The organism is Microbacterium sp. (genome assembly GCF_035687345.1).
Taxonomy (GTDB): Bacteria; Actinomycetota; Actinomycetes; order Actinomycetales; family Microbacteriaceae; genus Microbacterium.
Map to the genome: position 1 here is coordinate 1 of NZ_DASRXZ010000088.1, position 21,871 is coordinate 21,871.

The 21,871-nt window shown below is 69.6% G+C and carries 30 protein-coding genes; 10 read left to right on the forward strand and 20 right to left on the reverse strand.

Translation table 11 applies throughout. From position 1 onward, the window contains the following. The 8 genes from guaA to VFF97_RS09770 all read right to left on the reverse strand — a co-directional run. Positions 1 to 1,569, reverse strand: a 1,569-nt coding sequence (gene guaA, locus VFF97_RS09735) for a glutamine-hydrolyzing GMP synthase (RefSeq protein ID WP_325033302.1), incomplete at its 3' end; no start/stop codon positions are given. After that, positions 1,566 to 2,090: a DUF3817 domain-containing protein gene (locus VFF97_RS09740; RefSeq protein WP_325033303.1), complete on the reverse strand. Its 525-nt coding sequence runs from the start codon at positions 2,088 to 2,090 to the stop codon at positions 1,566 to 1,568. The genes guaA and VFF97_RS09740, both read right to left, overlap by 4 nt. Positions 2,091 to 2,142: 52 nt before the next feature. Then, on the reverse strand, positions 2,143 to 3,213 hold the full coding sequence (gene ccsB / locus VFF97_RS09745) for a c-type cytochrome biogenesis protein CcsB (protein WP_325033304.1): 1,071 nt from the start codon (positions 3,211 to 3,213) through the stop codon (positions 2,143 to 2,145). Between the two features lie 10 nt (positions 3,214 to 3,223). Then, complete coding sequence (gene resB, locus VFF97_RS09750; protein ID WP_325033305.1) at positions 3,224 to 4,975, reverse strand: cytochrome c biogenesis protein ResB; 1,752 nt, start codon at positions 4,973 to 4,975, stop codon at positions 3,224 to 3,226. Next, positions 4,956 to 5,756: a cytochrome c biogenesis CcdA family protein gene (locus VFF97_RS09755; RefSeq protein ID WP_325033306.1), complete on the reverse strand. Its 801-nt coding sequence runs from the start codon at positions 5,754 to 5,756 to the stop codon at positions 4,956 to 4,958. The genes resB and VFF97_RS09755 overlap by 20 nt, the downstream gene beginning before the upstream one ends. After that, the gene (locus VFF97_RS09760; protein ID WP_325033307.1) at positions 5,753 to 6,352 is read right to left on the reverse strand and encodes a TlpA disulfide reductase family protein; all 600 of its coding nucleotides are present in this window, start codon (positions 6,350 to 6,352) and stop codon (positions 5,753 to 5,755) included. The genes VFF97_RS09755 and VFF97_RS09760 overlap by 4 nt, the downstream gene beginning before the upstream one ends. Next, the gene (locus VFF97_RS09765) at positions 6,352 to 6,981 is read right to left on the reverse strand and encodes a histidine phosphatase family protein (protein WP_325033308.1); all 630 of its coding nucleotides are present in this window, start codon (positions 6,979 to 6,981) and stop codon (positions 6,352 to 6,354) included. Before VFF97_RS09765 ends, VFF97_RS09760 begins: the two co-directional genes overlap by 1 nt. 56 nt (positions 6,982 to 7,037) lie before the next feature. Continuing rightward, entirely contained in the window at positions 7,038 to 7,463 is a 426-nt protein-coding gene (locus VFF97_RS09770) for a DUF6264 family protein (protein ID WP_325033309.1), read from the reverse strand. A 62-nt stretch (positions 7,464 to 7,525) separates the two neighbouring features. On the opposite strand from VFF97_RS09770, the gene aspS reads away from it, so the two are divergent. Further along, positions 7,526 to 8,887 carry an aspartate--tRNA(Asn) ligase gene (gene aspS / locus VFF97_RS09775; RefSeq protein ID WP_325033310.1) on the forward strand — a complete coding sequence of 454 codons (1,362 nt, stop codon included), beginning with the start codon at positions 7,526 to 7,528 and terminating at the stop codon, positions 8,885 to 8,887. A 154-nt stretch (positions 8,888 to 9,041) separates the two neighbouring features. Further along, positions 9,042 to 9,224: a YegP family protein gene (locus VFF97_RS09780; RefSeq protein ID WP_325033311.1), complete on the forward strand. Its 183-nt coding sequence runs from the start codon at positions 9,042 to 9,044 to the stop codon at positions 9,222 to 9,224. 3 nt (positions 9,225 to 9,227) lie between these two features. Here VFF97_RS09780 and VFF97_RS09785 read toward each other — a convergent pair whose 3' ends face one another. The 5 genes from VFF97_RS09785 to VFF97_RS09805 form a co-directional block, all read right to left on the reverse strand. After that, entirely contained in the window at positions 9,228 to 9,476 is a 249-nt protein-coding gene (locus VFF97_RS09785; RefSeq protein WP_325033312.1) for a glutaredoxin family protein, read from the reverse strand. A 5-nt stretch (positions 9,477 to 9,481) separates the two neighbouring features. Beyond that, positions 9,482 to 9,775 carry a rhodanese-like domain-containing protein gene (locus VFF97_RS09790; RefSeq protein WP_325033313.1) on the reverse strand — a complete coding sequence of 98 codons (294 nt, stop codon included), beginning with the start codon at positions 9,773 to 9,775 and terminating at the stop codon, positions 9,482 to 9,484. A gap of 65 nt (positions 9,776 to 9,840) precedes the next feature. After that, positions 9,841 to 9,939 (reverse strand): 30S ribosomal protein bS22, encoded by a 99-nt coding sequence (locus VFF97_RS09795; RefSeq protein WP_003792170.1) that lies wholly within the window; start codon positions 9,937 to 9,939, stop codon positions 9,841 to 9,843. Positions 9,940 to 10,020: 81 nt separating this feature from the next. Further along, a complete protein-coding gene (locus tag VFF97_RS09800) occupies positions 10,021 to 10,212 on the reverse strand; it encodes a helix-turn-helix domain-containing protein (RefSeq protein WP_179488284.1) in 192 nt (63 codons plus the stop codon). Positions 10,213 to 10,317: 105 nt separating this feature from the next. Further along, positions 10,318 to 11,250: a TetR/AcrR family transcriptional regulator gene (locus tag VFF97_RS09805; protein WP_325033314.1), complete on the reverse strand. Its 933-nt coding sequence runs from the start codon at positions 11,248 to 11,250 to the stop codon at positions 10,318 to 10,320. An 83-nt stretch (positions 11,251 to 11,333) separates the two neighbouring features. Here VFF97_RS09805 and VFF97_RS09810 point away from each other — a divergent pair, with 83 nt between their 5' ends. Then, positions 11,334 to 12,251, forward strand: coding sequence for an ATP-binding cassette domain-containing protein (locus VFF97_RS09810; RefSeq protein WP_325033315.1), 918 nt, complete (start codon positions 11,334 to 11,336; stop codon positions 12,249 to 12,251). Then, a complete protein-coding gene (locus VFF97_RS09815; RefSeq protein WP_325033316.1) occupies positions 12,248 to 13,048 on the forward strand; it encodes an ABC transporter permease in 801 nt (266 codons plus the stop codon). The genes VFF97_RS09810 and VFF97_RS09815 overlap by 4 nt, the downstream gene beginning before the upstream one ends. A 170-nt stretch (positions 13,049 to 13,218) precedes the next feature. Here VFF97_RS09815 and VFF97_RS09820 read toward each other — a convergent pair whose 3' ends face one another. After that, positions 13,219 to 13,629, reverse strand: coding sequence for a metalloregulator ArsR/SmtB family transcription factor (locus tag VFF97_RS09820; protein WP_325033317.1), 411 nt, complete (start codon positions 13,627 to 13,629; stop codon positions 13,219 to 13,221). A gap of 100 nt (positions 13,630 to 13,729) precedes the next feature. Here VFF97_RS09820 and VFF97_RS09825 point away from each other — a divergent pair, with 100 nt between their 5' ends. The 3 genes from VFF97_RS09825 to VFF97_RS09835 are packed head-to-tail and all read left to right on the forward strand — an operon-like array spanning position 13,730 to position 16,239. Continuing rightward, positions 13,730 to 15,172, forward strand: a complete 1,443-nt coding sequence (locus tag VFF97_RS09825) for a TrkH family potassium uptake protein (RefSeq protein WP_325033336.1) — start codon at positions 13,730 to 13,732, stop codon at positions 15,170 to 15,172. Then, entirely contained in the window at positions 15,165 to 15,836 is a 672-nt protein-coding gene (locus tag VFF97_RS09830; RefSeq protein WP_325033318.1) for a TrkA family potassium uptake protein, read from the forward strand. The genes VFF97_RS09825 and VFF97_RS09830 overlap by 8 nt, the downstream gene beginning before the upstream one ends. Positions 15,837 to 15,867: 31 nt before the next feature. After that, a complete protein-coding gene (locus VFF97_RS09835) occupies positions 15,868 to 16,239 on the forward strand; it encodes a nuclear transport factor 2 family protein (protein ID WP_325033319.1) in 372 nt (123 codons plus the stop codon). A gap of 4 nt (positions 16,240 to 16,243) precedes the next feature. Here the strand turns inward: VFF97_RS09835 and proC are convergent, their stop codons facing one another. The 5 genes from proC to VFF97_RS09860 are packed head-to-tail and all read right to left on the reverse strand — an operon-like array spanning position 16,244 to position 19,313. Beyond that, entirely contained in the window at positions 16,244 to 17,089 is an 846-nt protein-coding gene (proC, locus tag VFF97_RS09840; RefSeq protein WP_325033320.1) for a pyrroline-5-carboxylate reductase, read from the reverse strand. A 50-nt stretch (positions 17,090 to 17,139) separates the two neighbouring features. After that, the gene (locus VFF97_RS09845) at positions 17,140 to 18,138 is read right to left on the reverse strand and encodes a glycosyltransferase (protein ID WP_325033321.1); all 999 of its coding nucleotides are present in this window, start codon (positions 18,136 to 18,138) and stop codon (positions 17,140 to 17,142) included. A gap of 37 nt (positions 18,139 to 18,175) precedes the next feature. After that, positions 18,176 to 18,496, reverse strand: coding sequence for a hypothetical protein (locus tag VFF97_RS09850; protein WP_325033322.1), 321 nt, complete (start codon positions 18,494 to 18,496; stop codon positions 18,176 to 18,178). 41 nt (positions 18,497 to 18,537) lie between these two features. Beyond that, entirely contained in the window at positions 18,538 to 18,897 is a 360-nt protein-coding gene (locus VFF97_RS09855; RefSeq protein ID WP_325033323.1) for a hypothetical protein, read from the reverse strand. Positions 18,898 to 18,899: 2 nt separating this feature from the next. Further along, positions 18,900 to 19,313: a CBS domain-containing protein gene (locus VFF97_RS09860; protein ID WP_325033324.1), complete on the reverse strand. Its 414-nt coding sequence runs from the start codon at positions 19,311 to 19,313 to the stop codon at positions 18,900 to 18,902. 151 nt (positions 19,314 to 19,464) lie between these two features. On the opposite strand from VFF97_RS09860, the gene VFF97_RS09865 reads away from it, so the two are divergent. Beyond that, a complete protein-coding gene (locus VFF97_RS09865) occupies positions 19,465 to 19,641 on the forward strand; it encodes a hypothetical protein (RefSeq protein ID WP_325033325.1) in 177 nt (58 codons plus the stop codon). A gap of 2 nt (positions 19,642 to 19,643) precedes the next feature. Beyond that, the gene (locus tag VFF97_RS09870; protein ID WP_325033326.1) at positions 19,644 to 20,840 is read left to right on the forward strand and encodes an alcohol dehydrogenase catalytic domain-containing protein; all 1,197 of its coding nucleotides are present in this window, start codon (positions 19,644 to 19,646) and stop codon (positions 20,838 to 20,840) included. A 10-nt stretch (positions 20,841 to 20,850) separates the two neighbouring features. On the opposite strand, the gene VFF97_RS09875 is transcribed toward VFF97_RS09870, so the two are convergent. Continuing rightward, complete coding sequence (locus tag VFF97_RS09875; protein WP_325033327.1) at positions 20,851 to 21,297, reverse strand: DUF6098 family protein; 447 nt, start codon at positions 21,295 to 21,297, stop codon at positions 20,851 to 20,853. Positions 21,298 to 21,520: 223 nt separating this feature from the next. On the opposite strand from VFF97_RS09875, the gene VFF97_RS09880 reads away from it, so the two are divergent. After that, on the forward strand, positions 21,521 to 21,844 hold the full coding sequence (locus VFF97_RS09880) for a hypothetical protein (RefSeq protein ID WP_325033328.1): 324 nt from the start codon (positions 21,521 to 21,523) through the stop codon (positions 21,842 to 21,844). Positions 21,845 to 21,871 lie beyond the last annotated feature (27 nt).

The window sequence follows — 21,871 nt, forward strand, 5'->3', positions numbered from 1 at the left end:
CGTCCCCGGGGGCTTCGAGGTCACGTCGAGCACGACGCGGTTGACCTCGCGCACCTCGTTCGTGATGCGGTTCGAGATGCGCGCGAGCACGTCGTACGGCAGGCGCGTCCAGTCGGCGGTCATCGCGTCTTCGCTCGAGACGGGACGGAGGACGATCGGATGCCCGTACGTGCGCCCGTCGCCCTGAACGCCCACCGACCGCACGTCGGCCAAGAGCACGACCGGGCACTGCCAGATCTCGCCGTCGAGCCCCGCGCGCGTGAGCTCCTCGCGCGCGATCGCGTCGGCGTCGCGCAGGATCTCGAGGCGGTCGGCCGTGACCTCGCCCACGATGCGGATGCCGAGGCCCGGGCCCGGGAACGGCTGCCGTGACACGATGACCTCGGGGAGTCCGAGCTCGCGGCCGATCGCGCGCACCTCGTCCTTGAACAGCGTGCGCAGCGGCTCGACGAGCTCGAACTGCAGGTCTTCGGGAAGACCGCCGACGTTGTGGTGCGACTTGATGTTGGCGGTTCCCGCGCCGCCACCCGACTCGACGACGTCGGGGTACAGCGTGCCCTGCACGAGGAACCGGATGGGCTCGCCCTCTTCGGCGGCCTCGGCGACGAGTTCGCGCTCGGCCTGCTCGAACGTGCGGATGAACTCGCGTCCGATGATCTTGCGCTTCTGCTCGGGGTCGCTCACGCCCGCGAGCGCCGAGAGGAACCGCTCGCGTGCGTCGACAGTCACGAGCCGCACGCCCGTCGCGGCGACGTAGTCCGTCTCGACTTGCTCGCGCTCGCCCTTGCGCAGCAGCCCGTGGTCGACGAACACGCACACGAGCTGGTCGCCGACGGCCTTGTGCACGAGCGCCGCCGCGACGGCGGAGTCGACGCCGCCCGACAGCGCGCACAGCACGCGACCCGAGCCGACCTGCTCGCGGATGCGCTCGACCTGCTCGGCGATGACGTTGCCGCTGTTCCAGTCCGAGGGCAGGCCGGCCGCGCGGTGCAGGAAGTTCTCGATGACGCGCTGCCCGTAGTCGGTGTGCTTGACCTCGGGGTGCCACTGCACGCCGTAGAGCTTGCGCTCGTCGTCGCCGAACGCCGCAACCGGCGTCGCCGCGGTCGAGGCGAGCACCTGGAAGCCCTCGGGCGCGCGCGCCACCTGGTCACCGTGGCTCATCCACACGTTCTGCTGCGGCGGCTGGTCTGCGAGCAGCACTCCGCCGTCACCCGTCAGCGAGGCATCCGTCGCGCCGTACTCGCGCAGGCCCGTGTTGGCGACCTCGCCGCCGAGCGCCTGCGCCATGACCTGGAATCCGTAGCAGATGCCGAGCGTCGGCACGCCGAGCTCGAACACGCCGGCGTCGAGCGACGGAGCACCGGGTTCGTACACCGAGGAGGGCCCGCCCGACAGGATGATGCCGACGGGGTTCTTGGCGGCGATGGCGTCGGCGGATGCCGTGTGCGGCACGATCTCGCTGTAGACGCCCGCTTCGCGCACCCGGCGCGCGATGAGCTGCGCGTACTGCGCGCCGAAGTCGACGACGAGGACGGGGCGCTGGGAGGTCTCGGTCTGCTCGGTCACTTGCCGCCTTCGGTGGAGATCTTCGCCGTGAGCGTGGAGTGCTCGGCGAGGTGATGGGTCTGATCGGCTCCGGATGCCGCGGCCGCCTCGCGCTCCGCGAGGTAGGCCTTCACGTCCCGCGCCACGCGCACCTCCAGGAAGAACGACAGCAGCGGCACGACACCGCCGGACGCGAGAAGCAGGAAGCGCCAGAACGGCCAGCGCATGAGGCTCCAGACGCGGAAGCACGAGAAGAGGTAGACGACGTAGAACCAGCCGTGCGCGACGAGGATGCCGAGCGACAGATTGAAGCCGTCACCCGTCGACTCGAGGCCGTCGGGGCCCTCGACGACGGGTGCGAACCACAGGAACCCGCCCGACCCGCCGAGGAACAGCTCGTACCCGAACGCGGGCACGTACTTCAGGATCATCTCGGCGACCAGGAGCAGCAGCATCGTGCCCGTGATGACCGAGCAGATCTGGTAGAACTTCAGGGCTCCGCGGATCGCCGGGAAAGAGGCGAGCTTGGGGGCGGCGGGCATGCACCGATTCTAGTCTCGCCGGCTGGGAGCATCCGCCTGGCCGGATCGGCCGTCAGCTCAGGCCGCTGTAGACGTGCAGTCCCTTGAAGAACATGTTCACGATCGTGAAGTTGAAGATCACCGCGACGAAGCCGATGATCGACAGCCACGCCGACCGTGCGCCGCGCCAGCCGCGCGTCGCGCGGGCGTGGATGTAGCCCGCGTAGAGCACCCAGATCACGAAGGTCCACACTTCCTTCGTGTCGAAGCCCCAGTAGCGGCCCCACGCGTCGTTGGCCCAGATGGACCCTGCGATGAGCGTGAAGGTCCAGAAGATGAAGCCGATGATCGCGAAACGGTACGCGAGCGACTCGAGCGCGTCGGCGCTGGGCAGCGTGCGGAGGAATCCGGGTCCGGTCTTGACGGGGGCGTCGGATGCCTCGGCCGCCGCGACCTTCGCCTCGCGGCGCGCCTGCATGAGCTGGAGCACCGAGAGTCCGAACGCGAGCGCGAACAGCGCCGTCGCGAGCGATGCGACGAAGACGTGGATGACGAGCCAGATGCTCTTGAGCGGGTCGGCGAGCGGGACGATCTCGACGTAGAACGCGAGCGTCGCACCCCCGAGCAGCAGCACCGTGAGCCCCGTGATAAGCACGCCGAGGAAGCGCAGGTCGTACTTGAACAGCGTCACGAGGTACACCGCGACGATGAGCAGCGTGCCCGTGAGGGCGAACTCGTACATGTTCGACCACGGCACGCGGCCGGCCGCGATGCCGCGCGTGACATCGCCCGCGAGGTGGAAGAGGAACCCGAGCACCGTCAGCGACGTGCCGATACGGGCCCACACCATGCGGGGGCGCTGGGCGGGAGTCGCTTCGAGCGCGGCCTTGGCGGCCGCCTCCTGCGCGCGCACGGCGCCGATCGTCTCGCGGGCGGACGATGACGCGGATGCGCCGGCCGACGCTGCGCCGACCCCGACGAGCTCGCGCTCGCGCGTCGCGGCGTCCTTCGCCTCGACCGCGAGCGCGGATCGCCGCGCGAGGTCGATCGCGTACGCGATGAAGGCGAGCGAGTAGATCGCGATCGCGGTCCAGACCAGGAGCACCGACACCGAGTCGAGCGAGAGCGTTTCGGTTGCGGGCATGGCTGCCATTCTACGTGGCCCCTTCCGAGCGACTGGAGGCGGATGCCGGCTCGCGCAGCGCCGCCTCGAGGGCGTCGCCGTGCTTCAAGGCGACCTGGTCGACGGCATCCGCGAGTGTCGGGTCCTCGCCGCGCGCGAGGCCCGCGTACTCGACGCGGAGGGTGTGGCCGTCGGGCGTGACCTTCACCCACATGCGACGTCGCGGAACGAAGAGTGCGGCGAGCAGGCCGAGCACTGCGAGGGTGGCGAACGCGAGCACCCACGGAGCGCCGACATCGCGGTGGATCGACAGCGAGACGAAGCGCTTGACGGACTCCGAGAGGTCGGTCGAACCCGCGGGCGACTCGTTCTCGAACGTGATCGTGCCGAGGTCGTTCGGCAGGTCGGCGGTCTGCCCCGGCAGGAGCACGATCGAGTCGACGCCCACAGCGCGCCCGGTGAGCTGCTCCATGCCGGTCGGGTCGAGCGTGTAGACCGACCGCGGGGTGCCGTCGTCGATGCCGAGGTCGCCCGCGTAGACGTCGAGCGTGAGGGTCGGGTACACGAGGTCGGGGTAGGTCGACGTGAACGCGCCCGTGCTGAGCTCCTGCGCCGTCGGGTAGAAGAAGCCGACCAGTCCGAGCTGCTCGGGCATGCCGTCGGGCACCTTGATCACGCCGAGCGATGTCATGTTCGCGTCCTGCGGCAGGAACGGCACCGACTCGGAGTACACGACCTCGCCGGCGGCGTCGCGGATCGTGATGGTCGGCGCGTAGCCGTTGCCCATGAGGTAGACGCGGTCTCCCTCGATGTCGAGCGGGTGGTTGACGCGCACCTCGCCGTCGCGCGCCTCCTGGCCGGCGATCTGGGTCGTGAGGTGGGCGACGAAGTCGCCTGCCTGCCCGGAGCCCTTCAGACCTGGCGCCACGTACTCGACGGAGAACTCGTCGAGCGTGAGCGCGTACGGCACGAGGCGCTCCTGGTCGACGAATCGGCCGGGGTTGAAGGACGAGTAGTCGAGCATCGTGTTGACGAACGTGCGCCCCTCGATGATGACGCTCTGCCCCGTGTAGGTGAAGCCGCCGCCGACGGCGACCGAGATGAGCACGCCCACGAGCGCCGCGTGGAACACGAGGTTGCCCGTCTCGCGCGCGTAGCCGCGTTCGGCCGACACCGAGAACGACCCGCGTCCGTCGTACCGCTCGACGCGGTATCCGGCCTTGCGCAGCTGCTCGCCGGCGAGTGCGACGGCGGTCTCGGCGGATGCCGCGGGGTCGCCCCCCGGCGCGAGCTCGACGATCGTCGAGCGGTGGTCGTCGAGGCGCTCGAGGCGGGCGGGCGTGCGCGGCGGACGTGAGCGCAGCGCCTTCCAGTGGTGCTTCGTGCGCGGGATGACGCATCCGATGAGCGAGATGAACAGCAGGATGTAGATCGCCGAGAACCAGGGCGAGGTGTACACGTCGAACAGACTCAGGTTGTCGAGGATCGGCGCGAGGTCGGGGTTGTCGGCGTAGTACTGCGTGACGCCGTTCGGGTCGGCGCTGCGCTGCGGCACGATCGACCCCGGGATCGCGGCGATCGCGAGCAGCAGGAGCAGCACGAGGGCCGTGCGCATAGACGTGAGCTGGCGCCAGCCCCAGCGCAGCCACCCGAAGGCGCCGAGTGCGGGCTGCGTGACGTCGGCCGCGGCATCCGCGTGATCGGACGGGCGGAGCGGGTCGGCACTCACGCTGCCCGTCGTGCGGCCGGTCGACGGCTCGTCGTCAGAGCGGGAGCGGGACATCGAGGAACACCCCCTGCAGAGACGCCATGAGCGTCGTCCAGACGCCCGTGAGCATGAGGAGGCCGAGCAGCACGAGGAGCGCGCCTCCGATGAGGTTCACGGCGCGGATGTGGCGGCGCAGGAACGCGACCGAGCGCGTCGCCCATCCGAACCCGAGCGCGAGGAGAACGAACGGGATCCCGAGCCCGAGCGAGTACGCGAGGCCGAGCAGTGCGGCGCGCCACGGGTCGCCGAGGTTCCACGACACGGAGAAGATCGCGGTCAGCGTCGGGCCGATGCACGGGGTCCAGCCGATGCCGAGCGCGACCCCGAGGAGGGGCGCGCCGATGAGGCCCAGGTTGCCGCGCAGCTGCGGGCGCATCGTGCGCTGCGCGAGCCCGAACACGCCGATGAAGACGAGGCCCATCACGATCACGACCGCCCCCATGACACGGGTGATGATGTCGGCGTACTCGATGAAGAAGCGTCCGGCCGCGCCGCCCAGGATGTTGACGGCCATGAAGACGAGCGTGAAGCCGGCGATGAAGAGGACGACACCCAGCAGCAGGCGGCCGCGGGGCGGCGCATCCGTGATCGTCGTGGTCTGCGCTTCGTCTCGCTGCGCCCGCTCAGCGGCCGGTTGGGAGCGAGACGAAGGGGTGACCGCTCCGCCGATGAAGCCGAGGTAGCCCGGGACGAGCGGCAGCACGCACGGCGAGAGGAACGACACGAGTCCGGCGAGCATCGCGACCGGCAGCGCGAGCCACAGTACGCCGTCCGAGACGAGGGCTCCGACGCTCACGACTCCTCCAGCGCGGTGCGCACGAGGGCGGTGAGGATCGAGGCGTCGGGGAGCTGCCCGATCACACGCGCGGCGACGCGCCCCTCCTTGTCGAGCACGAGGGTCGTCGGCGTCGCCTGGATCGGCGTCTTGTCGGCGAACGCGAGCTTGACCGCGCCGTCGTCCGCCGCGATGACGCTCGGGTAGGTGACTCCCCACGTCTCGGCGAACGCCGCGGCGGCTTCGGGCGAGTCGCTCGTGTTGATGCCGAGGAACGCCACGTCGTCGCCGTCGAACGTCGTGTGCGCCTTCTCGAGGTCGCCCGCCTCGGCGCGGCACGGACCGCACGCCGCGTACCAGAAGTTCACGACGAGCACCTTGCCCGCGAAGTCGTCGCTCGACACGCGGTCGCCGGTCTCGAGGGTGCCCTCGAACTCGACAGGCTCGGTGCGCTGGTCGGCGGGGATCTCCTGCACGCGGAAGTCCCCCGCGATGTAGCCCTTGTTGTCGCCCGCGCGATACTGCTCCGCCAGGGGGTCGTTCGCGCATGCGGCGAGACCTGCCGCGAGCACGAGCGAAAGAAATGCGGATGCCACGACCCGCGCCCTACGGCCCATCACACCGCCCCCACATCGACCGCGCCGGCCGTCGCCGCCGGCTCGGCGTACGCGACCTCGGTCCACGTGCTGTCCACCATCTCGAAGCTCGTGACGCTCGACAGGGCGCAGCGCCGTCGCCGCGGGTCGTGCTGCGTCGGAAGGCCCGCCACCGCGAGGTGCGTGACCCAGATCGGAAGCTGGTGGGACACCAGGACCGCGTCGCCGGAGTCGACGGATTCCCACGCCTCGGTCATCGCGGAGTTCATGCGCGCGACGACATCGGCGTACGGCTCGCCCCAGCTCGGGATCGCGGGCTTGCGCAGGTGGCGCCAGTTCCACGGGTTGAGCAGCGCGCGCACCATGCGGCGGCCCTCGAAGACGTTGGTGGGCTCGATGATGCGGTCATCGATGTGCGGCTCGAGGCCGAAGATCTCGGTGAACGGCTCGGCCGACTCGCGCGTGCGCTGCAGCGGCGACGCCCACAGCGCGGAGACCGGGCGGTCCATGCTCTGCACCCACTCGGCGGCCTGACGCGCCATGCGGCGGCCCGCTTCGCTGAGCCCGTAACCCGGGAGTCGCCCGTAGAGCACACGGCGAGGGTTGTGAACCTCCCCGTGGCGCACGAGATGGAGGCGGTCGGCGGGCACCCGTCAAGTCTACGTGGGCGCGTTCTGTGGACGCGCTGAGCGCCCGCGGCCCGCGATCAGCCCGTGGGAACGCCGGCGGACGCGATGAACGCCCCCACGAACCACGAGCCGATCACGAGCGGGACGGCGACGAGCGGGATCCAGAACGCGATGTGGCGCTTCACCATCATCACGATCGCGACGACCACGGCGACGAGCAGCACGACCCACGGCAGGCCGACGGCCGTGAGCATGCCGAGCCCGATGAGCTCGGTGCTGCAGTCGCGCACTCCGCACGGGTCGCTCGCCATCGCCAGGAAGAACCCGAAGAACGACACGATCGCGGCGAGCACGCCCAGCAGCACGAGCAGCACCGATGTGAGCACGACGTCCCACACGCGCACGGGCGGCTTCGCGGGCGGCGTGGGGTACGCGGGATACGCGGGATGGTGAGGCGCGACCGGCGAACCGGCGGGTGGGCCGTACGGCGGCGGCTGCGTCATGCCCGCATCGTAACGGCGACCCCCGTCGGCGCGCCGCATCCGCCCACGTAGACTTGTCGCTCGTGACTGAACGCGTCCTCGTCAACCAGCTGCAGGCCCGCGAAGACGGCCCGGTATCCGTCTCCGGATGGGTCGAGACCGTCCGCGACCAGAAGAAGGTGCAGTTCGTCATCCTTCGCGATGAGACGGGTGCGGTGCAGCTCGTCAATCCGGCCACGCGTGACTCCGGCGAGGAGCTGGAGCTGACGGATGCCGAGCGAGCGCAGCGAGACGAAGCCCTCGCCCTTACGACCACGATCTCCGAGCTGACGCACGGCACGTTCCTCACCGTGCACGGCGAGCTCAAGCACGACGAGCGCGTCAAGCTCGGCGGCGTCGAGATCAAGATCGGCACCCTCGACATCGCGGCGGCCGCCCTGCCCGAGACGCCGATCGCCGCCGACAGCGGCCTCGACAAGCGCATGGACTGGCGCTTCCTCGACCTGCGCCAGCGCCGGAACAACCTCATCTTCCGCGTGCAGACGACGCTCGAGCACGCGATGCGCACGTACTGGATCGAGCGCGACTACATCGAGATCCACTCGCCGAAGCTCATGGCGTCGGCATCCGAGTCGAACGCCGAGCTGTTCTCGCTCGAGTACTTCGGCGACCAGACGGCCTACCTCGCTCAGAGCCCCCAGTTCTACAAGCAGATGGCGCAAGTCGCCGGCTTCGGCAAGATCTTCGAGATCGCGCCGGCGTTCCGCGCCGACCCCTCCTTCACGAGCCGGCACGCGACCGAGTTCACGTCGATCGACGCCGAGATCAGCTGGATCGACTCGCACGAAGACGTCGCGCGCATGCAGGAGGAGCTTCTGCAGTTCGCGTTCCAGGCGGTCGAGGACAAGCACGGCGATGAGATCCGCGAGCTCTTCGGCATCGAAGTGCGGGTTCCGCAGATCCCGTTCCCGCGGATCCCGCTCGCCGAGGCGCGCCGCATCGTCGCCGAGCGCGGCTACCAGATCCCCCGCACCGACGGCGACCTCGACCCCGAAGGCGAGCGCCAGATCTCGGCGTACGTCGAGGAGACCTTCGGACACCAGTTCGTGTTCATCACCGACTACCACCCCGAGATCCGGGCGTTCTACCACATGCGCGACCCGGAGACCGGGCTCACGAAGTCGTACGACCTGCTCTTCAAGGGCGTCGAGATCACGACGGGGGCGCAGCGCGAGCACCGCGTCGACATCCTCATCGAACAGGCGAAGGAGAAGGGTCTCGACCCCGAGCACCTCGACTTCTACTTCGACTTCTTCCGGTACGGCGCCCCGCCGCACGGCGGATTCGGCATGGGCCTCGCGCGCGTGCTGATGCTGCTGCTCGGCGAGTCGTCGATCCGCGAGGTCACGTATCTGTTCAGAGGTCCCACGCGCCTCGCCCCCTGACCCCTCTGCAGAGGTCGCACGCGCCTCGCGCCGTGCGAATGCCCGGCTGACGAGGCATCCGTCTCTACCGCTGAGGGCCCCGACGCCGATAGGTTTCGGACGACGGCGCCGTCGCGGAGGGCGGCGCGCATCCGACGATCGAAGGAGATCAACGATGGCGGGCAAGTTCGAGCTGTGGACCGACAAGGGCGGTCAGTACCGGTTCAACCTCAAGGCGTCGAACGGGCAGGTGATCGCGACGAGCGAGGGCTATTCGTCGAAGGCGAGTGCGCTCAACGGCATCGAGTCGGTCAGGAAGAACGCGCCCGACGCGCCGGTGGTCGAGAGGGAGAAGTGACGCTCAGCGACCGGTGAGCGCTGCGCGCAGCCGGTCGGGCGACACGCGCCAGTGCGCGTGCAGCTCACCGTCGACGAGCACGACCGGGATCTTCTCCCACCACTGCTCGTAGAGCGCGGGGTCGTCGAGGATCGATCGCTCCTCGACGACGACCGAGTCGTCCGGAAGGTCGGCGACGACCGTCTCGACGACCTCGCGCGCGACGTCGCACAGGTGGCAGTCGGGCTTGCCGATGAGCGTGAGCGTCGTCACGTCGGTCAGCGCTCGACGGGGTAGCCCTGGGCGATCCACTCGCCCGTGCCGCCCTCGACGTTGGTCGCGTCGTAGCCGCGCGCCTCGAGCGCCTGGACGACGCGAGCCGAACGACCGCCGACCTGGCAGATGACATCGAACGCGGCATCCGGCAGTTCATGAAGACGCTCGCCGAGCGTCGACATCGGCAGATTGACGGCTCCGGGCACGTGGCCGGCGGCGAACTCATCGGGCTCGCGCACGTCGATGAGCGGAACGCCCTGACGCTCGCGCAGCTGCTGAACGGTGATCGACTTCACGCTGGAACCTCCCGCGGCGTACACGAAGCGCCCGTCCTGCCGGACAGGCGCTTGTGTCTGTGCGCTTACTTCTTGTTGCGGCGCTGGTGGCGAGTCTTGCGAAGCAGCTTGCGGTGCTTCTTCTTCGCCATGCGCTTGCGGCGCTTCTTGATGACAGAACCCACGGAAAACCTCACAATGTCGGGGTCTGGACGCGAACGGACCGCGCCCGGGAACGGGCAATGCGAAAAATGCCTCGGACCAGTCTAGCCGACGTCGGACACGGGCCGTTGCAGAGCTTCGCTCACCGCCGACTCGGGCACACGATAGCTCCGCCCGAATCGCACCGCAGGCAGCTCGCCGGAATGCACGAGCCGGTAGACGGTCATCTTCGAGACGCGCATGATCTCGGCCACCTCTGCGACCGTCAGGAATCGCACATCCGGCAACTCCGCCATCTCAGTTCCCCTCAGAAAGCCCCAGTTTTCTGCCGACCACTCTAGGGGTCGGCGAGACTCCTGTAAACCGCTGTGACGACTGTGAACCCTGTGACGGATGCGGCGTCACTCCGCCTTCCGAACTGCGGCAGCAGCCCGCTCGCGTGCCTCGCGGGCGACCTGCCTCTCCAGGCGGCGCGCAGCGCGCAGCGCCTTCTCGGCTTCGCGCACCGCTTTGCGCGCCTCACGATAGCGCTTGTCGGTGGCGATGTCGGCGTCGTCGAGCCCCATCCACGGCAGCCTCTCGGGCCGGCGGCCCTCGGCGACGCGGTCCATGTAGGCCTGGACACCGTCGAGGCTGCGCTCGAGTCCGAACGTGAACGGATCCGACTCGTCGAGGAACACGCCCGCGTCGATCGCGGCGCGCAGGTGCGGGTAGGCGTCCTCGGTGATGAGGGCCCGGTACAGCGAGTCCTCGTTCTGCGTGATCTCGTCCGGCGCCTCGCCGCTCGACCGCTCGCGCCGCGCGTAGCCGGCGAGGATGATCCCCGCCCATCGCGCCGCGCCCGTCACGAGCAGGAGCACCGACAGTCGTTCGTCGTGGGTCAGCGGGGTGCCGTCGAGAGCCGCGAGCCCCGCATCCATCCAGGCTGCGCTGTTGGGCGTCACGGGTGAACCGGTGATCGGAACTTCGAGCACCCACGGATGCTGCAGGTACAGCTGCACCTGCTCGCGGTACAGCGCGGTCAGCGTCTCGCGCCAGTCCCCCGCGGTGCGCGCGGCCTCGGACGGGAGCCCGGTCGCCTCCTCTTGCATGAGCAGGATCAAGTCGTCCTTCGCCGTGACGTAGCGGTAGAGCGACATCGGCGTATAGCCGAGCCGCGCGGCGACGGCCGCCATCGAGACGGCACCGAGCCCCTCGGCATCCGCGATCTCGACGGCCGCCTCGACGATCTGCTCGACGCTCATCTCGCGCTTGGGCCCGCGCTGCGGGTTCGCCGCGACCCCCCACGCGAGCGCGATGCCCCGAGGCAGCTCGAGGTCTTCGCGTTCGGTCATGGTCCAACTCTAACCTTGTGTACCGGATAAACAGTATGTTAGCGTCATACACAGTTTTTCCTGTACACAGAAAGGACGCCGCAATGTCATCCACGACGGCAGCGATCGAAGTCCGCGGGCTCCGCAAGGCCTTCGGTCGCCAGGCGGTGCTCGACGGCATCGACCTCACCGTGGCCCCGGGCGAGGTATTCGCGCTCCTCGGACCCAACGGAGCGGGCAAGACCACGGCGATCACGATCCTCACGACGCTCGTCCGCCCCGACGCCGGAACCGCCATGGTCGCGGGCTGTGACGTCACGACCGACCCGCTCGGCGTCAAGCAGCGCATCGCCCTCACAGGCCAGAGCGCGGCGGTCGACGACATGCTCTCGGGCTACGAGAACCTCGTGATGCTCGGCCGCCTGTCGGGGCTCGGCGGAAGGGGATCGCGACGCCGCGCGAGCGAACTGCTCGAGCGTTTCGATCTGACGGATGCCGCGACCAAACGCGTCAGCACCTACTCCGGCGGCATGCGCCGTCGGCTCGACCTCGCGCTGAGCTTCGTCGTCACTCCCGAGATCCTCTTCCTCGACGAGCCGACGACCGGCCTCGACACCCGCAGCCGCCGCGAGCTGTGGGACGTCATCCGCTCGCTCGCCGACGCCGGCACGACGGTGTTCCTCACGACGCAGTACCTCGAAGAGGCCGACCAGCTCGCCGACCGCATCGCGGTGCTCGACGGCGGGCGCATCGTCGCGGTCGGCACTCCGGCCGAGCTCAAGTCGCGCATCGGCGGCGACACCGTCGAGCTGCACGACGAGCACGGGGCACTCGTGGCCGAGATCCCCACCGACGGCACCGTCGCCGACCTCCGGCGCGCCATCGACGAGCTCGACGAGGCCGGCGCCGAAGGCGTCGTGACCCTGCGTCGTCCCACGATGGACGACGTCTTCCTCTCGCTCACCTCCGCGGGCCGGTCCGCCGGCGCCGTGGACGACACGACCATCAAGGAGTACGCATGACCGCCCTCGCCCCCTCCGCGCCCTCGCTCCGCCCGCGCATTTCGGGCTTCACCGCCGAGGCGACGTTCGTCGGCCGCAGCCTTCGCCACTCGCTGCGCGACGGCGAGTCGCTGCTCATGGCGATCCTCCTGCCGGTCATGCTCATGCTGCTGTTCACGTTCGTGTTCGGCGGTGCGATCGACCCGTCGGGCGGCTACGTGGACTATGTCGTGCCGGGCATCATCCTGCTGTGCGCGGGGTTCGGCGCGTCGTCCACCGCGGTGTATGTCGCCGGCGACATGAAGACGGGCATCATCGACCGCTTCCGCACGATGCCGCTGCGCGCGAGCGCCGTTCTCACGGGCCACGTCGTCGCGAGCCTGCTGCGCAATCTGCTCGCGACCGCGGTCGTCATCGTCGTCGCGGTGCTCGTCGGCTTCCGCCCCACGGCCGGCCCCCTCGAGTGGCTCGGCGCGATCGCGATGGTCGCGCTCTACATCCTCGCGATCACGTATCTGTTCGCCGCGATCGGCCTCGCCGCCTCGAGTCCCGAAGGAGCGAACGGCTACGGATTCATCATCCTGTTCGTGCCCTACCTGTCGAGCGCATTCGTGCCCGTCGCGTCCATGCCGACGTGGCTCCAGTGGATCGCCGAGAACCAGCCGGTCACCCCGATCATCGAGACGATCCGCGGGCTCCTGATGGGCACGCCGCTCGGCGCCCAGCCGTGGTGGGCCGTCGGATGGTGCGCGCTCATCCTCGCCGTCGCGTTCGTGTGGGGATCCTGGCTCTTCCGCCGCAAGGCAGGACGCCGTTGAGCGTCACAGCCGGCTCATAAGAAGCTCACGGACCGCGCACCGACTGCGCAAATGATTCGTCCACCCCGACGCGGAACGCTGGAGGCACATCCGGATGGCACGGGGCGGACCCGACCGCCGACGTGACGCGACCGGTCGCTCTCTGGGGGCGACCGGTCGCGGCTCGCGGATCAGCGTCCGGGAAGCTTCTTGAGCGCGTTCTCGAGGACATGCTTGGCGGATGCCGCGGCACGGCCCACGACCTCGGCGGCGTGCGCCGCGGAGTCTGGCAGCGCCGCGGGCGCGTGGTCGGGCGCATCCGTCTGTCCTGCGTCGAGGAAGGGCACGAGCCAGTCGTCGACCTCGTCGAGCGGTGCGGGCGACAGGCTGTAGTAACGGTGCTGGCCCTCTTCGCGCACGGAGACGAGGCGCGCCTCGCGCAGCACCTTGAGGTGCTTCGAGACGGTCGGCTGACTCACCCCGAGCGCGTGGACGATGTGCGACACGCTCGTGCCGTTCTCCCCGGCGGACGATCGGTCCAGCAGCAGCTTCAGGATGTCGCGTCGCGTTCCGTCCGCGATGACGTCGAAGATGTCCGCCATGTCCTCAGACTAGCCGCGCGCTCCGCGGAGTACCATGACATACCGTCCAAGCGAGGGCGGTGCCCTGAGCGAGCCGAGCGAGTCGAAGGGGGCATCGACGATGGCGACAGGCCCGGTGGCCTCGCGGGTCGGTCGAATCCTCGTCCGAAGCGCCGTCACGATCTACGACGAGCTCCGATCGCTCACGACCTCCTCCCCCGCCCGCTTCGCGGTGCTCGTCTTCGTGACGCTCATCGGCCTGTTCACCGTCCTGTACTCGCTGCCCATCGCGGCGGCCGACGGCAGGCGGACGCCCTTCGCCGACGCCCTGTTCACGGCCGTGTCGACGATCTGCGTCACGGGCCTGTCCACCGTCGACATGAACGCGCACTGGTCGCCGTTCGGCCACGTCGTCACCTACATCGGCGTCAACGTCGGCGCGCTCGGCGTGCTGACTCTCGCGTCGATCCTGGGCCTGGTCATCTCGAAGCGTCTCGGGTTGCGCGCGAAGCTCATCGCGGCGGGCGAGACGAACCCGCTGCGCGTGCACGGCGGTCCCGTCAACGAAGGACAGACCGTGCGGCTCGGCGAGGTCGGCCAGCTGCTCGCGACCGTCGCGCTGTCGACGCTCACGATCGAGGCGATCCTCACCGTCCTGCTCTACCCTTCCCTGATCTGGGCGGGCGTCGACCCGCTCGTCGCACTGTGGGAGGCGCCGTACTACGCGGCGATGGCGTTCACGAACACGGGCTTCGTGCCGAACGACGGCGGCCTCGTCCCATTCGCCGACGACTACTTCCTGCTGTCGGTGCTCATGGTCGGCGTGTTCCTCGGCTCGATCGGCTTCCCGGTCATCTTCACGCTGTGGCGCCAGCGCTGGCACGTGAAGCGATGGTCGCTGCACGCGAAGCTCACGATCATCACCACCACCCTGCTGTTCGTCGCCGGTGCGGGCATCTTCGTGCTCCTCGAGTTCGACAACCCGGCGACCTTCGGCGGCATGGACGCGTGGGACACGACTTTCCAGTCGTTCTTCCTGTCGGCGATGACGCGTTCGGGCGGGTTCGCGGTCGTCGACATTGACGATTTCCACGGATCGTCGCTCGTCGTGGGCTCGATGCTCATGTTCGTCGGCGGCGGCTCCGCCTCCACGGCGGGCGGCATCAAGGTCACGACCCTCGCGGTGCTCGCGCTCGCGGTGTGGTCGGAGGCCAAGGGCAAGCAGTCGGTCGAGGCGTTCGGCCGCCGCATCCCGAGCGACGTCCAGCGCGTCGCCCTCTCGGTGGTCGCGTGGGGCGCGACGATCGTCGCGGTCTCGACGATCACGATCGCCCAGATCTCGCGAGCGCCGGTGGAGGATGTGCTGTTCGACGTGATCTCGGGCTTCGCGACGGTCGGCCTGTCGACGGGTCTCACCGAGACCCTTCCCGACCCCGCCGTCTACGTCCTCGCCGCGACCATGTTCATGGGACGCGTTGGTACAGTGACACTCGCCGCGGCGGTGGCCGCGACGTCCCGTTCGCAGCTGTACTCGCTGCCGGTGGAAAGGCCGATCGTTGGTTGAGCAGATCCGCGGCGACGCGCCCGTCCTCGTGATCGGATTGGGCCGGTTCGGCGCCGCATGCGCCGGCGAGCTCGATCGCCTCGACCGCGAGGTGCTCGCGATCGACGAGAGCCTCGAGCTGGTGCAGAAGTGGTCCGAGCGCGTGACCCACGCGGTGCAGGCGGACGCGCGCAACATCGATGCGCTCAAGCAGATCGGCGCGCAGGACTTCCAGGTCGCCGTCGTCGCGGTGGGCTCGCTCATCGAGGCATCCGTGCTCATCACCGCCAACCTCGTCGACCTCAAGGTCCCGCAGATCTGGGCGAAGGCGGTTTCGCAGTCGCACGGCAAGATCCTCGCGCGCGTCGGCGCGAACCACGTCATCTACCCCGAGCGCGAAGCCGGTGAGCGCGTCGCGCACCTCGTGAGCGGACGGATGCTGGACTTCATCCGCTTCGACGACGACTTCGTGCTCGCCAAGATGTACCCGCCCAAGTTCATCCGCGGTGTGGGTCTCAACGAGTCGGGCGTGCGCACGAAGTACAACGTCACGGTCGTCGGCGTGAAGAGTCCGGGCAAGCCCTTCCGCTACGCCGAGGCGAACACGGTCGTCACCAACCACGACCTCATCATCGTGTCGGGCACCAACGTCGATGTGGAGCGCTTCGCGGCCCTCGACCGGTGACAGCGCCCGAGGCCGGGAGCAGACTGGCCCGATGGACGACAGAGAGAAGACGGATGCCGCGGCCCGCCGCTGGGTCGAGCGGTACGTCATCGCGTGGCGCACGAACGATCCGGCCGACATCGGGGCGCTGTTCACCCCCGACGTCGAGTACCGGTTCGAGCCCTGGGAGGAGCCGATTCGCGGCTCCGAGGCGATCACCGAAGAGTGGATCAAGCGCGCCGACGAGCCGGGCACGTACGAGTTCACGTGGGACGTCGCGGGCATCGACGGGTCGCGCGCGTTCATCGAGGCCGAGACGCGCTACAAGGACGGCAACCATTACCGCAACATGTGGGTCGTCGACCTCGCCGACGACGGCCGCGCGCGGCGCTTCACCGAGTGGTGGATGAAGCAGCGGGAGTGACGCCTCACGCGCCCTGCGCGAGCTCCCTCGCGCGCGCGAGCGCGGCATCCGTGGCCTCGGCGAACACCTCGTCGAGGCGAGCAGCCTGGAGCACCGCGATCGCGCGCTCGGTCGTGCCCTTCGGGCTCGTCACCTGGCGCCGAAGCTCCGCCGGGTCCTCGCCGGATGCCTCGAGCAGGGCCGCCGCGCCGATGAACGTCTGCTCGGCGAGCAGCCGCGCCTCCGCATCCGCGAAGCCCTTGCCCTTCGCCGCCTTCGTGAGCTCCTCGATGAGGAGGAACACGTAGGCGGGGCCAGACCCCGAGATCGTCGACAGGGCGTCGATCTGCGTCTCGGGCACCTCGACCACGGCACCGCACGTCTCGAAGAGCCGCCGCACGACGGCGAGGGCGTCCGGGCCCGCGGTGGTTCCGGCGGCGATGCCGGTCACGGCCTTGCCGACGACCGCCGGCGTGTTCGGCATCGAGCGGACGACGGCGACGTCCGGCCCGAGGATCTGCTCGAATGTGGCGATCGTGACGCCCGCGGCGAGGCTCACCACGATCGTCCCGGGTCGCAGCGCGGTTGCGATCTCGCGCAGCAGATCGGGGACCATGGCGGGCTTCACGCCGACCAGCACGATGTCGGAGGCAGCCGCTGCGGCGATGTTCCCGTCAGGGCGCGATTCCAGTGCGATGCTCTCGACGCCCGGCAGCTCGGCGAGCGCCGACGCCTTGGCGGCCGTGCGGTTGGTGACCGTCACTCCCCCGCCCGCGAGTCCGGATCGCACGAGACCTCGCAGGATCGCGCCTCCCATCGAGCCTGCTCCGAGGATCGCGACGGGCGGAAGCGCTTCGGACTCACGTGCCATCCCGCCATCCTACGGAGCCGACTGCACGGCCCGTCTCGCCGCCGCAGCCCTCACCCCGGCACGTCGTCCAGGAACGTCGGCGCCGAGCGCTGCCGAACCTCCTCCGCGAGGGCGAACGCCTCGTCCCACTCCCGCAGGAACCGGTCGAGGCTGTAGTGCTCGAGGGCGTGCGCCCGCGCGCGAGCGCCCTTCTCCCGCGCAAGCATCGGGTCGTCGATGAGCTCGCGGATCCCGTCCGCGAGCACGTCGAGGTCGGTCGACACGACGCCGGCGCCGGGAGGAATCGCGCGCGCGGCATCCGTCGCCCCGATCGCCACCACCGGCAGGCCCACGAGCATCGCCTCGATGAGCGACACACCAAGCGACGACCAGCGGGCGGTGTGCAGGTACAGGCGCCGACGCGCGATCTCGGCGCGCAGGTGGGCGGCCGCGAGCTCTCCGCCGTGGTGGATGCCCGTCGGCGGAAGAGTGCGGCGCAGCGCCTCGCCGCCGGGGCCGTAGACGTCGATCGGCGCGGTCTTCGCGAACTGCGGCAGCAGATCGGTCCCCGCGAGGCGCCAGCGGCGCATGGGCTCGGTGAGGACGGCCGCGGCGCGCGGAAGCTCGCCCGTGTACACCTCTCCCGGATCGGGCACACCGTGCTCGATGACCGCCGTGGGGGCACGCCCGTTGTCCCAGAACAGCCGGTTGAAGTGGGTGAGGTGCACGAGGAGGATGTCGTCGCGGTCGGCGATCGGATGCTCGCTGGTCGCGGGCCCCTCGCGCGGGGGGTCGTGCTCGACGTAGGCGGCGGCCACCTCCTGTCCGGGGCGCCGCCCGGTGAAGCGATGGACGACGTCGACCTCATCTGGACGCTGGAGCACGACGACGTCGATCTCCTCGTCCATGAGCTCATCCGCGGTGACCTCGCGAGCCCTGGGCCAGTCGCGGCCGCCCTTTCCGAGACCCCACTCGCTGCGGGTCTCGTCGACGGGCAGCAGGTACTCGTGCTCGCCGCGCACCAGGGCGTCCGTGTAGCCCCCGTGCAGGTGCCACATCAGGATCTTCACGCCGCCTCCTCGGAGCCCGCCGCCCGCGCCGGCCGAATCAGCCGACGGACGCGGACTGCGGCACGCCCGCCCACGCGATGACGAGGATGACGATCAGCAGCACGAGCGCCGTGGCCGCCATCGCGATCGTCAGCCATGCGAACGTGAAGCTGCGGTAGCGCCCGGGGCGGACGAAGCCCGCCGTGATGCACATCGCGACGAACAGGCCGACCTGAAGCGCGATGCCGATCCAGGCCACCGCGGGCGCGATCGGGATCGAGAGCGCGAACAGCACGACCGCGACGGCGCCCGTGATCCCCGAGGGGATGAGCCATCGCGCGGCGCCGGCGTTCGCGCCGAGCGCGGGCTGGTTGCGCACACGCGTAGGGTCTTGCTTCTTCGCGTCGTCCGAATCCTGCGTCACTCGTCGTCACCGACCAATCTGCTCGAGTCGGCCGATTCCGGATCGACCCCCGGCTCGTAGGAGTCGACGGGCAGGTCGTCGGAGGTCGCGGCATCCGTCACCCGTCCGTCGTCCGAGACCCCGCGCGTCGCGCCGCCCTCTGTGTCGTCGTCGCGGGGCTGTCCCCGGGGATCGGCGTCGTCGAGGTCGGTCTCCATCGAGCCGTCGGCCGCGCGCGTTCCGACGCCCGGGATGTCGTTCTGGCTCGAGATGTTCTGGATGTCCGCGCGGTCGGCGGGGTCGATCGACGCGCTGTCGACCGCCCCGGTGTCGGCTCCGGCGCCCCCCGCGGGGACGTGGGGCTTGTCGTCGCTCATGCTCACTCCGAGATCTCTGCCACCGTCTCACCCGTCTCCTGTGACGATAGCGCGAGCGCGACGTCGGCTTGGCTGATGATTCCGACGAGGTCGTGTCCGTCGATGACGGGGAGGCGGCGGACCTGATGCGTCTTCATCATCTCGAGGGCCTCCCGCACGTCGTCGTCGGCGCCGATCGTGACCGGCTTGCCCTGACCGAGCGATCCCGCCGTCGTCGACGCCGGGTCGGCTCCCTGCGCGATGACCTTCACGACGATGTCGCGATCGGTCACCATGCCCTTGAGGCGCTGGTCCTCGCCGCAGATCGGCAGCGCGCCGACGTCGAGCGACGCCATCAGACGAGCGGCCTCGACGAGGGTCTCGTTCTCTCCGACGCACCGCGGGTTGGGGGTCATGATCTCTCTGGCCACAGTCATGGTCCGCTCCTTTGTGAGTGTGCTGTCCCCGCGACGCTACGTACCCGTGCGGAAGGGGGGAGAGGGCCTTGACAGACGCGACTCGGAGTGTCAACCCCCTCCGTCGTGGAGCGCCCCCGCGCACATGCTCTGTCGAGGAGGTCGAGAGAGCATGAAAAGCCCGATCAAGCCGATGTCCATCCACGTCGCCGAGCACGCCGGCACCGGATCCCGTCCGGCTCCCCCGGAGCAGGGGACGGATGCCCCGTCCACCCCCATCCACCGCACGCGGCCCGTGCGGGTATGGGAGCTGCGGAGCGGCCCCGCGCCGGCTGCGCGTCACGAATAGTCGTGCGCGCCGTCACATGGCAGGGGCGCCGCGATATCGCCGTCCTCGAGGTGCCTGATCCGCGGATCCTCGAGCCCACCGACGCGATCATCCGGATCACGTCGACCGCGATCTGCGGCTCCGACCTGCACCTGTACGAGCTCTTCGGTCCGTTCATGGACCGCGGCGACATCCTGGGGCACGAGGCGATGGGCGTCGTCGAGGAGGTCGGCTCCGCGGTGAAGCGGCTGCGCCCCGGGCAGCGGGTGGTCGTTCCGTTCAACATCGCGTGCGGCGAGTGCTTCATGTGCGTGCGCGGTCTTCAATCCCAGTGCGAGAGCACGCAGAACGACGAGTACGGCACGGGGGCCGCGCTGTTCGGATACACGAAGCTGTACGGGCATGTGCCGGGCGGGCAGGCCGAGCTGCTGCGCGTGCCCAGCGCGGACTACAACACGATCCGCGTGGGCGACGGGCTGCCCGACGAGCGCTATCTCTTCCTCAGCGACATCCTTCCGACGGCGTGGCAGGCGGTCGAGTACGCCGGGCTCGTCGAGCCGGGCACGGTCGTCGTGCTCGGGCTCGGGCCGGTCGGCCAGTTCGCGTCGCGCATCGCGCACCTGCGAGGGCATCGCGTGATCGGGATCGATCCGGTGCCCGAACGGCGGGAGATGGCGGCTCGGCACGGCATCGAGGCGTGGGAGCCCGACGACGACGCGGATCGCGTGGTCGCGACGACCTACGGACGGGGAGCGGATGCCGTCATCGACGCCGTGGGGCTCGAGGCGCACGGCAGCCCCTTCGCGCACGCGGCGCACCGCGTGGCATCCGTCATGCCCGACGTGCTCGCGCGGCCGATCGTGGAGCACGGCGGCGTCGACCGGCTCGCGGCGCTGTATGCGGCGGTCGACATGGTCCGCCGCGGCGGGACGATCTCGATCAGCGGCGTCTACGCGGGTGATGCGGACCTCCTGCCCCTCAAGACGATGTTCGACAAGCAGCTCACGCTGCGCATGGGGCAGTGCAACGTCAAGCGGTGGATCGACGACCTCATGCCGCTCGTCGAGGACGAGGCCGACCCACTCGCGATCGGCGACCTCGTGACGCACCACGGCGCTCTCGAGGACGCGCCGGCCCTGTACGAGAAGTTCCAGACGAAGCGGGACGGATGCGTGAAGGTGGTTCTCCACCCCGACCGGCAGCCCACGCCCACGGTGTGACCCGGATCGTTCAGTCCTCGGGGCCCTTGCCCGCCTCGAACCGCTCCCGGTAGCGCTCGGCGGCCTCGTCGAGCAGCCGGTCGTCGAGCCGTGCGATCGGGACGACGCCGCGCAGCAGCGGCTCGCAATCGGGGCCGCGGCCCACCTCGATCCCCCGCAGCACCCACGCGAAGCGGTCGGGGTTCTTCTCCTGAAGCTCTTTGTACTGGCAGACCTGGCGCGCGAGCCAGTCCTCGATGGGACGCGTCCACCAGTCCTCCGGATGCAGCGGGTTCACCGAGAGCCCCGGAAGGGTGAGCCCGCTCTCGGTGTCCACGCTCTCCTCGACGTCGCGTTCCGGTCCTTCGCTGTACCGGATGTACGCCTTGCCGAGTTCCCGCACACGCGCGGCGAGTTCCTCGAGAGTGCCGAGCGACTCGTCGAGGGAGGTCGTGCACATGAGCGGTTCGATGGTCATTCCTTCTCCAGAGTCGCGCGGATCCCGGCATCCGTCGAGAAGCTAAACGGCGTGCCGGTGCGCGGTGAGGGGCTTGAACTCGGATGCGCGGACCGCTAGTCATGTGAATGAGGGTCGGAGCTCCCGGTGTCAAGCCCCCTGCGATCACATGACGGTTGGCCCACGATCTAAGGAGCCGTTCCCCGCCGGCGACGTCCGGCGCGATCCCTCGGAGGAGATGACGATGTCCCTCGGTGAGTCAGTGAGCGCGCGGAGCGCCGGCGGTCTCGAACTGAAGTGGATCGGCGACGGCGCGTGGTGCGCGGTCGACGGCTCGTTCCCCGAAGGGGATGCGCGACGGCTGATCGCCTACGTCGAATGCCGCCGGGCCGATGTCGAGATCGTGTGGGTGCACCGCGCCGCCCCACCGGGTCGCTTCACGACGCTGCGCGAGGCGTGGCTCGCGATCGAACAGGATGTCGCCCTGCGGCGGTCCATCGAGCCCGACATCGCGCCGCCCGAGACTGCACCGACCGACCTGCGAGGGGCCGAGCCGGCCGTGGCGTGAGGCGGCTGGACTTCCTTAAGTGTTGAC

What these genes read in the sequence shown, in the direction of transcription:
- VFF97_RS09815 (WP_325033316.1), top strand. Translation starts at nt 12,248, where the DNA reads ATGACCGCCCTCGCCCCCTCCGCGCCCTCGCTCCGCCCGCGCATTTCG.
- ccsB (WP_325033304.1), bottom strand. Translation starts at nt 3,213, where the DNA reads ATGCCCGCAACCGAAACGCTCTCGCTCGACTCGGTGTCGGTGCTCCTG.
- resB (WP_325033305.1), bottom strand. Translation starts at nt 4,975, where the DNA reads ATGTCCCGCTCCCGCTCTGACGACGAGCCGTCGACCGGCCGCACGACG.
- VFF97_RS09780 (WP_325033311.1), top strand. Translation starts at nt 9,042, where the DNA reads ATGGCGGGCAAGTTCGAGCTGTGGACCGACAAGGGCGGTCAGTACCGG.
- VFF97_RS09875 (WP_325033327.1), bottom strand. Translation starts at nt 21,297, where the DNA reads ATGACCATCGAACCGCTCATGTGCACGACCTCCCTCGACGAGTCGCTC.
- VFF97_RS09860 (WP_325033324.1), bottom strand. Translation starts at nt 19,313, where the DNA reads ATGACTGTGGCCAGAGAGATCATGACCCCCAACCCGCGGTGCGTCGGA.
- VFF97_RS09855 (WP_325033323.1), bottom strand. Translation starts at nt 18,897, where the DNA reads ATGAGCGACGACAAGCCCCACGTCCCCGCGGGGGGCGCCGGAGCCGAC.
- VFF97_RS09760 (WP_325033307.1), bottom strand. Translation starts at nt 6,352, where the DNA reads ATGGGCCGTAGGGCGCGGGTCGTGGCATCCGCATTTCTTTCGCTCGTG.
- VFF97_RS09800 (WP_179488284.1), bottom strand. Translation starts at nt 10,212, where the DNA reads ATGGCGGAGTTGCCGGATGTGCGATTCCTGACGGTCGCAGAGGTGGCC.
- VFF97_RS09825 (WP_325033336.1), top strand. Translation starts at nt 13,730, where the DNA reads ATGGCGACAGGCCCGGTGGCCTCGCGGGTCGGTCGAATCCTCGTCCGA.
- VFF97_RS09740 (WP_325033303.1), bottom strand. Translation starts at nt 2,090, where the DNA reads ATGCCCGCCGCCCCCAAGCTCGCCTCTTTCCCGGCGATCCGCGGAGCC.
- VFF97_RS09880 (WP_325033328.1), top strand. Translation starts at nt 21,521, where the DNA reads ATGTCCCTCGGTGAGTCAGTGAGCGCGCGGAGCGCCGGCGGTCTCGAA.
- VFF97_RS09865 (WP_325033325.1), top strand. Translation starts at nt 19,465, where the DNA reads ATGAAAAGCCCGATCAAGCCGATGTCCATCCACGTCGCCGAGCACGCC.
- VFF97_RS09770 (WP_325033309.1), bottom strand. Translation starts at nt 7,463, where the DNA reads ATGACGCAGCCGCCGCCGTACGGCCCACCCGCCGGTTCGCCGGTCGCG.
- VFF97_RS09820 (WP_325033317.1), bottom strand. Translation starts at nt 13,629, where the DNA reads ATGGCGGACATCTTCGACGTCATCGCGGACGGAACGCGACGCGACATC.
- VFF97_RS09835 (WP_325033319.1), top strand. Translation starts at nt 15,868, where the DNA reads ATGGACGACAGAGAGAAGACGGATGCCGCGGCCCGCCGCTGGGTCGAG.
- proC (WP_325033320.1), bottom strand. Translation starts at nt 17,089, where the DNA reads ATGGCACGTGAGTCCGAAGCGCTTCCGCCCGTCGCGATCCTCGGAGCA.
- VFF97_RS09810 (WP_325033315.1), top strand. Translation starts at nt 11,334, where the DNA reads ATGTCATCCACGACGGCAGCGATCGAAGTCCGCGGGCTCCGCAAGGCC.
- VFF97_RS09805 (WP_325033314.1), bottom strand. Translation starts at nt 11,250, where the DNA reads ATGACCGAACGCGAAGACCTCGAGCTGCCTCGGGGCATCGCGCTCGCG.